Annotated in this window: 5 protein-coding genes; 3 read left to right on the top strand and 2 right to left on the bottom strand. The window is 39.9% G+C overall.

Annotation, left to right across the window (positions count from 1 at the left end; all coding sequences use genetic code 11):
• Positions 1-620 precede the first annotated feature (620 nt).
• Positions 621-1,529 (top strand): UTP--glucose-1-phosphate uridylyltransferase GalU, encoded by a 909-nt coding sequence (galU, locus tag NFU46_RS20380; RefSeq protein ID WP_251604486.1) that lies wholly within the window; start codon positions 621-623, stop codon positions 1,527-1,529.
• Positions 1,530-2,261: 732 nt separating this feature from the next.
• Here the strand turns inward: galU and NFU46_RS20375 are convergent.
• On the bottom strand, positions 2,262-2,642 hold the full coding sequence (locus tag NFU46_RS20375; protein WP_251604484.1) for a GxxExxY protein: 381 nt from the start codon (positions 2,640-2,642) through the stop codon (positions 2,262-2,264).
• A 190-nt stretch (positions 2,643-2,832) separates the two neighbouring features.
• Complete coding sequence (locus NFU46_RS20370; RefSeq protein ID WP_251604482.1) at positions 2,833-4,245, bottom strand: MBL fold metallo-hydrolase RNA specificity domain-containing protein; 1,413 nt, start codon at positions 4,243-4,245, stop codon at positions 2,833-2,835.
• A 741-nt stretch (positions 4,246-4,986) separates the two neighbouring features.
• Between NFU46_RS20370 and NFU46_RS20365 the strand changes: the two genes are divergently transcribed.
• Together NFU46_RS20365 and NFU46_RS20360 are read left to right on the top strand one after the other, a co-directional pair.
• Positions 4,987-7,098 carry a YjbH domain-containing protein gene (locus NFU46_RS20365; RefSeq protein ID WP_251604479.1) on the top strand — a complete coding sequence of 704 codons (2,112 nt, stop codon included), beginning with the start codon at positions 4,987-4,989 and terminating at the stop codon, positions 7,096-7,098.
• 246 nt (positions 7,099-7,344) lie between these two features.
• Positions 7,345-8,982 carry a hypothetical protein gene (locus tag NFU46_RS20360; protein ID WP_251604477.1) on the top strand — a complete coding sequence of 546 codons (1,638 nt, stop codon included), beginning with the start codon at positions 7,345-7,347 and terminating at the stop codon, positions 8,980-8,982.
• Positions 8,983-9,276: the final 294 nt, after the last annotated feature.

The raw sequence follows: 9,276 nt of genomic DNA, 5'->3' as shown, positions 1-9,276 counted from the left end.
TTTCGCGTGAAGATCTTGATTGAACCACAGAGGTCATAGAGAGCACAGAGGAAGAGAAGGAGGGATTTAAATTAGTGTTTCTCTTCAGCGAAGCGCCTCTTAGCCTCTTTGTGCAATTATTGCCTTTGATGTAGGCGTGAAATTTATTTCGCGTGAAGAGCTTGATTGAACCACAGAGGTCACAGAGAACACAGAGGAAGAGAAGGAGAGATTGAAATAGTGTTTCTCTTCAGCGCAGCGTCTCATAATCTCTATGTGATCATTTGGTTTCTCTGTGTAGCGCGAAGCGCCTCGGTGTACTCTGTGGTTCAAATGTGTTTTTACACAAAAAGAAAAGCTAGCCGTGAGTGTTAATGTGAGCGCACATATTCGCTGCTGAGCTGATAGACGACACTGTAGGCGTGAAATTTATTTCGCGTGAAGATCTTGATTGAACCATAGAGGTCACAGAGAGCACAGAGGAAGAGAAGGAGGGATTCAACTAGTATTTCTGTCTCATAACCTCTTCGTGAACATTGGTATTAACGAAAAATAAAATAAAAAACCATTCAGCTTGTATCTACGTTGGTACTGTTAGTTTGGTATTATTGTAGATTAAATTATTAGATAAGGGACTTAATATGAAAGCAGTGATCCCAGTTGCGGGCCTTGGTACTCGTATGCTTCCAATGACTAAAGCAATTCCTAAAGAAATGCTGCCGTTAGTAGATAAACCACTAATTCAATACATCGTAAACGAGTGTGTTTCTGCAGGTATTAAAGAAATTGTATTAGTGACCCATAGTTCAAAAAACGCTATTGAAAATCACTTTGATACTAGCTTTGAGCTAGAAGCAACGCTTGAAAAGCGTGTAAAGCGTACACTGCTAGAAGAAGTTCGTTCTATTTGCCCACCAGATGTAACCATTATGCATGTTCGCCAAGGCGAAGCTATGGGATTAGGTCACGCAGTGATGTGTGCAAAACCAATTGTAGGCGATGACGATTTTGTTGTAGTACTGCCAGATGTGATCTTAGATGGTTACACCGCAGACCAAAAAACCGAAAATATCGCGGCTATGATTAAGCGTTTTGAAGATGTTAAAGCAAGTCAAATTATGCTTGAACCTGTTCCGCAAGAAAGTGTCCACAAATATGGTATTGCAGATATTGGTGGCGTAAAAATTAAAGCCGGCGAAAGTGCGCCAATCAAAACGATGGTTGAAAAACCAAAAGCTGAAGAAGCACCCTCTAACTTAGCGGTTGTTGGCCGTTATGTGTTATCAAAAGCTATTTGGCCTTTACTTGCTAAAACACCTGCGGGTGCTGGTGGCGAAATTCAATTAACCGACGCTATTGATGAGCTGATGAAAACCGAAGTTGTGGAGGCATTCCACATGAGTGGCCGAGCTCACGACTGTGGTGACAAGCTTGGTTATTTAAAAGCGATTGTAGAGTACAGTATGCGTGATGAAAAACTAGGTGATGAGTTCTCGGAGTTTTTAAGTGAAATGGTTGAGCCTAAAGTGAGTCATTTAAGAGCAGTTTAATCTGTTTTTGAGTTTCCGATATATCTAAACGCCTACACTTTGTGTAGGCGTTTTTGTTTAGAGACTTAACTCATTGGAATAAGGACTTTCCTGCACAAAGAGAAATATTAGTCGTAAGCTTTCAGCTGTCAGTTTTGAGCCGAATTGTGTTGTACGTGAGTCTTTATCAAAGGCCTGCCTCGTAGGAGATACTTCAGTGCCGAAATATTTGCACAAAGAGAAGTGAACGAGAAAAGAATGAGGAAGTGATAATAATGCTTTTGTTTCCTCTTAAGCGAAGCGCCTCTTATCCTCTTTGTGCGATTAGATGTCTTTGTAGGCGTGAAATTTATTTCGCGCGCAAGATCTTATTGCACAAAGAGAAGTGAATGAGAAGAAAATGAGGCAACCAAGTATAAACACTAATATGTGTTCCTCTAAAGCGTAGCGTCTCTTAACCTCTTTGTGTGATTAGATGTCTTTGTAGGCGTGAAATTTATTTCGCGCGCAAGATCTTATTGCACAAAGAGAAGTGAATGAGAAGAAAATGAGGCAACCAATTATAAACACTAATATGTTTTCCTCTAAAGCGCAGCGCCTCTTAGCCTCTTTGTGAATACAACCTAAGATCTTTTTGCACAAAGAGAAGTAAATGAGAAGAGAAAGAGGTGACTCAAAAGTCTCTTTATTTATAATCTCTAAAGCGCAGCGTCTCTTGGCCTCTTTACTCGTATTATCAATATTTTATGCGCTTTATTTGTGCTGCAAGTTGAGCCTTTTTACCCCATTGATTAACTTCAGAGAGTTAAAGTTTATAAGCAAGCCTGCAGTTATATTTGTTAGTTTCATATATGTTAATAACTGAGCGCTATGAATTGGAAGCAGTTTTTCAACGGACTTTAACTCAACTATGAGCTTTTTTTCTATAATTAGATCCAGTCTGTATCCAATTTCAATCAACGTATCTTTATATTTAATTGGGAGGTCAATTTGTCTTTGACCGGAAAGCTTTACTTTATTAAGCTCATAAGCAAGGCATGCCTCATAGCTCGACTCTAATAACCCTGGCCCTAACTCTTTATGTACCTCAATTGCACATCCTATAACTTTTTTTGTTAGCAGATCAGTATCCATACCTACACCTGTAATATTAATTACTCTCTTGTTTCTCTTTGTGAATATAACCTAAGATCTTTTTGCACAAAGAGAAGTGAATGAGAAGAGAAAGAGGTGACTCAAAAGTTCCTTTATTTATAATCTCTAAAGCGCAGCGCCTCTTAGCCTCTTTGTGAATATAAATTTTCTTTAATGGTTGTCATAGTCTCTAGCCAGAAGCTATTTCAATCTTGGTTTTATGGCCCAGTATAGCTTGGTATTTTTTAGCCAGGGTTGCTTTGGCTTCTTTATCGCCGTGAACTATTTTGATTAACTTAGGTTTCTTTTTCATACCTGTTACAAACCTAATTAGCCCCTTTTGATCTGCGTGGGCGCTGTAGCCACTGATGGTATGTACTGCAGCATTTATATAAATCTTCTCGTTATTAATATAAACGTAGCCACCTCTAGGCCCATAGGTTTGAATATCGCGCCCTAATGTGCCCCTACCTTGATAACCCACAAAAATAATATCGGTTGTTTTGTCTGGTAAAAATCTTTCAAGGTAATTAACAATCCTACCACCGGTGCACATGCCACTGGCAGCAATAACAATTGCTGGTTGTTGCCTTGAGCTTAAAAAGTTAATGAGTGCCATGTGTTCTTGATGTGTATCAATCGTATGCAGCTGGCTAAAGTCTAACGGGTGGCGACCTTGTTTTATGCGCCTTTTAGCCTCGTTATCCCAAAGCGTTTTAAAGTGTTGGTATTCGGCGGTGAAATTGGCAGCCATCGGCGAGTCTACAATTACTTGCAGCCTATGCCACATTGAGGTTTTACGAGCAGAGTGAATAATTTGCTCTAGCTCATAAAGTAGCTCTTGTGTACGGCCAATACTAAATGCAGGGATAAGCACCACACCATTATCTGCAACGGCTCGCTCTATAATGTTTTTTAAAACCTTTACCCGTGCTTTACGGCCATCATGGTTTTTATCTCCATAGGTAGATTCAATCACAAGCGTATCTGCGCGGTAGGGCGGTTTAGGCGAAGGCAATAACGGTGTGTAAGGCGCACCTAAATCACCAGAAAATACCACTCTGTGGCTATTTTGTTTTTTGCCAAGTTCAATTTCTACATAGGCAGAGCCAAGGATATGACCGGCGCGTTGTAGGCGGAGTTTAAATAAAGCTTTAGGGTTCTGATTGCTTGAGGCCGTTTGTTCGGGGCTAAAGCCCACTCCTACTGGGATGGGGTACCACTTGTTGAAATCGAGGGGAACAAGTTGCTGTTTTAGTCTTCTTATACAAGTATTTATTATGGCTTCATCTCGGGTTACGCCCAGTTTTAAGGCATCTTCAATAACGAGTGGTAGTAGTTTTGCGGTAGCAATAGAGGTATAAATTGGTCCTTTAAAGCCAGCTAAAAACAGGTAAGGTATGCGACCTACATGATCAATGTGGCAGTGGGTAACTATAAGCGCTTTTACGGTTGATATGTCAAAGTCGATGTTGAGATCTTCGTGGCTGTCTTCACCCTGAAACAGCCCACAATCAATGAGTATTGAGTTGTTTTGGTCAATAAAAAGCTGGTGGCAAGACCCTGTAACACCGTTAACAGCTCCGTGGTGTTTTATATGCATAATAATATCCTTATTTTTGAAGCATATGTTCAGCATAGAGGTTGTTGACTATAACGGCAACGAGCAAAGTTCTAAATGCAGTGATGGAATATTCATAAATCACAAGCCGTCAACTTTCAGCTGTCAATTTGAAGCCGAATTGTGTTGTATGTATGTGAGTCTTTATCAAAGCCTGCCTCGTAGGAGGTACTTCAGTGCCGAGAATATTTGCACAAAGAGAAGTGAATGAGAAGAAAATGAGAAGAAAATGAGGAAGTGATAATAATGCTTTTTGTTTCCTCTTAAGCGTAGCGCCTCTTATCCTCTTTGTGCGATTAAATGTTTTTGATGTTGGCGTTAATTTTCGTGAGCCATGAGCTTTCAGCTGTCAGTTTGAAGCCGAACTGTGTTGTATGTGAGTCTTTATCAAAGGCCTGCCTCGTAGGAGGTACTTCAGTGCCGAAAATATTTGCACAAAGAGAAGTGAATGAGAAAAGAATGAGGAAGTGATAATAATGCTTTTTGTTTCCTCTTAAGCGTAGCGTCTCTTATCCTCTTTGTGAATTAAAGATCTTTTTCTCAAGAGTGCTGTACTGAATGGCTGTTCCTAAACTAGTTTCATCATTTTAAAAATATAAAAGCCAAAGTAAAAACTTTACCCTTTGTATTAACTTTTTAGATATGAATAGCTAACTAATTTAGTTAATTAATGCTATATTGGCGTTAATTAAAATTCTAAATAGTTCTTCATGGATTCGAGTTATGCTTAAGGCGAACACTTTGATTTTAGGTGGGTTAGCTACTCTATGCGCCCCAACTTTTGCTGCAGACAAAGTTACTGTTTATCAATCGTTTTCTGGTTATTCTGGGCTTATAAATACGCCAAACGCAAGTGTACTCGATAAAGGCATGATCGATATTGGTTACAATAACCAACTCGATTTGCGTGGTGTTCAGTACATGGATGGCCACAACTATATATTTTCTGCTGGCTTGTTCGATGGCTTAGAAGTAAGTGGCCAAATAGCTGCTAACTCAATGCACGACAATTTATTCTACAGCGAAGGGCGCGGCCAACTTCGTGACCTTTCTTTTAATGCAAAATACCAACTACCTTACATTCCAAAAAACTGGTTTAGTGTTGCTGTAGGTGCAAAAGATATTGGTGGTGCAGCAAATAACTACGAAACTTATTATGCTGTTGCCTCAAAAGAGCTATGGGATTTTAGATTTTCGGCAGGTTACTCAGTAAGTGACCGCCTCTCAAGCCAAATGGATGGCCCATTTGCGGGTATAGAATGGCAACCGTTTGAGTGGTTTGCTTTACTTGCAGAGCACGACGCCGACGCGTTTAATGCTGCCGCCCGTGTTACCGTTCCTAAAGAGTGGCTGTACGACTTAGGCTCGCTAACATTGACTAGCCGTTTTTATAGTAACTCTGACTTTGCAGAAGACGATACCTACTGGGGCATTAACTTTAGCTTACCGTTAAGCCCGCGTGCTGCGAAAATTAAACAATTAGAGCCTGCGCCAGTTGCTGTTAATACAACATCTAAACCAACGGTTAATGCTACGAGGCAAGTGGTTTATAACTCGCCAAATAACGTTGGCAAACCAACCTATACCGCAGAACAAAAATCGTCTGTATCAGTAAATAAAAAGCAAATGAATACCCAAGCTCATGCTTTAAAGCGTGCCTTGGCTAATGATGGCTTTGAAAATGTGCTAGTAGGCTATAACAAGCAAAATCAGTTAATTGTTAAGTTTGAAAACGCGGTATTTAACCAAAACGACATTGATGCTCTTGGCTTGGTGCTTGGCCGCATTGCAGAGCATATCGATAATGAAAGTACACAGTTTTATGTACAGCTCGAAAAATACGAAATAGCGCAGTTTAATGTTACTGGCACAATTGGTAACTACAGTGCCTTTTTAGCAGATAACGCAAACCCAGATTTAAATGTGAATATGGGTGCAATGGCAATGCCTGCAGGTATTGCCTGGATTGGCCTTACTAAGGCTAACAACCCATACTTTAAACCGCGTTTAACACTTTCGCCTGCTTTAACTAGTAGCCATGCAACAGAGTTAGGTGTTTTAGATTACTCTTTAGCACTCAGAGCTGATATTGATATACCTTTATGGAAAGGAGCAGGTATTGCGCTTGGCGGTCAAGTACATGTTACCGACAGTGATGACTACGAAGAAGACGCTCCATTTAGAAATTACCGTGAAGAAAGCGATTTCGACCGTGCTATGTTTTACCAAACATTCGCGCTGCCTTGGGGGTTTTACAACCAAACACAATTAGGTTATTTAAAAGATCGTTATGATTTTATGGGCATTCGTAACGAAACAGGCTGGTTAAGCCCTGAAGGTCGCCATAAAGTGACTGCAGATTTTGGTTATTTTGAATACGAAGATTACAACGCAAGTAAAGAATACCAAACTATTTCTTACCAATATAATTGGGTAGAGCAAGGTATTACTCTACATGCCACTGCTGGTAACTTTTGGAATGAAGATACTGGCGCTCGAGTTGAAAGCCGTTTTTGGTTTGGCGATAGTTACCTAGCAGTATTTGCTGAAGATACAGATGTACAAAAAGTAGGTTTAGCGTTTAGCATTCCGCTTTCACCTAGAAAAGACATGGCTGTATCTAGATATGGTCAAATTAAAGGCGCTAGCTCTTGGCGCCACAATGTGAGCACTAAAGTGGGTGATTCAGATAACTACCTCTCTTACAACCAAACTTATGTGCCTGCAAGAGCAGTTAATTTAGACAATACGCTGTTTAACCAAGGGCGTATGTCGACCCAATATGTATACAGTAATCTCACAAGGTTAAAAGAGGTTTATGTTAAATACCGGTAACAAATTTAATATTGTAATTACTATGTGATTATGTAAGTTTTAACTATAGTTATTACTTAGGGCTAATTTAATTATTAAGTAAGCCTTATTGATGTTAAAATAGCAGTTGCAAACTGTGTGATTGTTATTTAACCTTTAGTTAATTTTTAAACAGTTTTAGTATCTGTTAGCAATAATAGGTACATTAGGTTAACTAACGACCTTATTTTAAAAAATGTTAATTTAAAAGGAATAAAAGGACTCCCTATGTTTACTAACAAAAAAACGCTACTTGCAATGTCTGTTGCATCTGTTTTTGCACTTTCAGGCTGTTCGAGTGATGATGACAAAAATGAGGTCGTACCTGATCCGGTTGATCCACCTGTAGTAGTTGTTCCACCTGAAGCTCCAGCAGAACTTGGTTCAGTAGTAAATGCTAATATTGTTGATAGCGAATCGTTTGATGTTGTTTCTTCAACAGTTATGTTTTTTGAGAGCGGTGTAGCTTCAGCTAATGTTGTTGACGAAAATGGTGATGTAGTTACTTCTGTAACAACTGAAGATGGTAACTTCTCTTTCTTACTTAAAGACGGTGCAGATATTGATTCAGTTACAGCTGTAGTAATGGCTGACGGCTATATTCAAAAGACATTCTCTATCGACCTAACAGAGCTTAGCGATGGTGATGTAGACGTACTTCTACCTATGACATCTGAAACAGCTACTGGTGTTGCTGTAGAAGAAACTGATGCTGCAGTTTCTGGTGGTAGCTCAGCTGATGCAATCACAGGTGGCGTAGCAAATGGTAAAGCAACTGCAGCAGTAACAGTACCAGGCGGTACTCAGTTACAAGACGCTAACGGTGACCTAATCACTGGTGATTCAGTAACTCTTTCTGTAACTGCTGCTGATACAAGCTCTTCAGCTGGTGCTGCAATTACACCGGAAGGCTTAAATGCTGGTGCAACCACAACTGTTAAAACACCTGTAGGTGTTGCAAGTGTTGAAATGGTTGACAGCAACGGCACTAAGGTTAAGAAGTTCTCTCAGCCTATTACTGTTTCAATGGCTATCCCAGCTGACAAAGGTGTGTCAACTGGTGACATGCTAACTCTTGTTTCTCAAAATGAAGATACAGGTGTTTGGACAACTGAAACGCAACAAGTAGAAGTTAAAGACTTAATTGCAGACGGTAGCTTCTATAATGCAAGCTTCATGACTGATCACTTAACGTTCTTTGCTGCTACAGAAGAAGATGAAGTTTGTTCTTCTGGCGTTACTTTAGGCCTTGGCGGTTCTGCTGTTCCGACTTCAGGTTTGAAAGTTAGACTACAATCAGAAGATGCTACAACTATTAGAACTTTGGCTGCAAGCAATACTACTGGCACTATTATTTCTGGAGCGAAAGCCGCTGAATTAGGTATTTCTGAAGAAGCTACGGCTTCAGTGCGTGTATTTGACTCTGAGGGTTATACTTGGTACGAAAGTACTGGTGAAGTATCTATCTGTGGCACTGTTGCTGATGTAAATTTAGAAAAGCCATTTGAAGCTGAACTTGTTGATGAAACTTTTTCTGTATCTTTAGTTTGTGCTGCAGATTCTTCAGCAACAGTTACTGCATCGGGTTCAGTAGTTAAGTACCAGCGAATCAAAGGTGAGGATGATACCTCAAATCCACTTAGGAAGAAGGCGCCTGCGGTAGATGGTGTTGAGGCAGGTGAATACGCTTTAACAGGTCTTGTTGCTGGTTCTAATTATAATGTAACTGTAACTTATACTGGCTCATTAGGTTTTGTGAATAGTATTGATGGGGCTAAAAGCTTTGAAATTACAGCTGATGGCACAGCAGAGCCTCAATCTGTTACAGTTTCAGACTGCTCTGAAGTAACTGGTAGTGGTAGCTAATTAAAGTTTGTTAGTAAAATTGAGGGTTTAACCCCTAAATAAAAAGCCGCTTTAAGCGGCTTTTTTTTGTCTGAATTATAGTAGCCAGCATCCGCCAGCTCAGGCCTTGACGATCTTCGTCTAGTAAGCCTACGGCCTTATTCTATTGTTTTCTGCGTTTGTATGTGTCGATGTAGGAGATGTATGGACTCCTCCCCCAAATATAGTGAGTACGGTATAAAGAAATTGGACAATTACTTTTACCAATAAGGAATCCATACATGTCAAAATTTAACCTAATTAGCATCGACTTGG

The organism is Pseudoalteromonas sp. NCCP-2140, assembly GCF_023708065.1.
Classification (GTDB): domain Bacteria; phylum Pseudomonadota; class Gammaproteobacteria; order Enterobacterales; family Alteromonadaceae; genus Pseudoalteromonas.
Note: the sequence above shows the minus strand (reverse complement) of the source record. Positions and strands in the feature narration are given on the sequence as shown.

Bases quoted from the DNA above. Each gene is read 5' to 3' on its own strand.
- galU (WP_251604486.1), top strand. From the start codon at position 621: ATGAAAGCAGTGATCCCAGTTGCGGGCCTTGGTACTCGTATGCTTCCA.
- NFU46_RS20375 (WP_251604484.1), bottom strand. From the start codon at position 2,642: ATGGATACTGATCTGCTAACAAAAAAAGTTATAGGATGTGCAATTGAG.
- NFU46_RS20370 (WP_251604482.1), bottom strand. From the start codon at position 4,245: ATGCATATAAAACACCACGGAGCTGTTAACGGTGTTACAGGGTCTTGC.
- NFU46_RS20365 (WP_251604479.1), top strand. From the start codon at position 4,987: ATGCTTAAGGCGAACACTTTGATTTTAGGTGGGTTAGCTACTCTATGC.
- NFU46_RS20360 (WP_251604477.1), top strand. From the start codon at position 7,345: ATGTTTACTAACAAAAAAACGCTACTTGCAATGTCTGTTGCATCTGTT.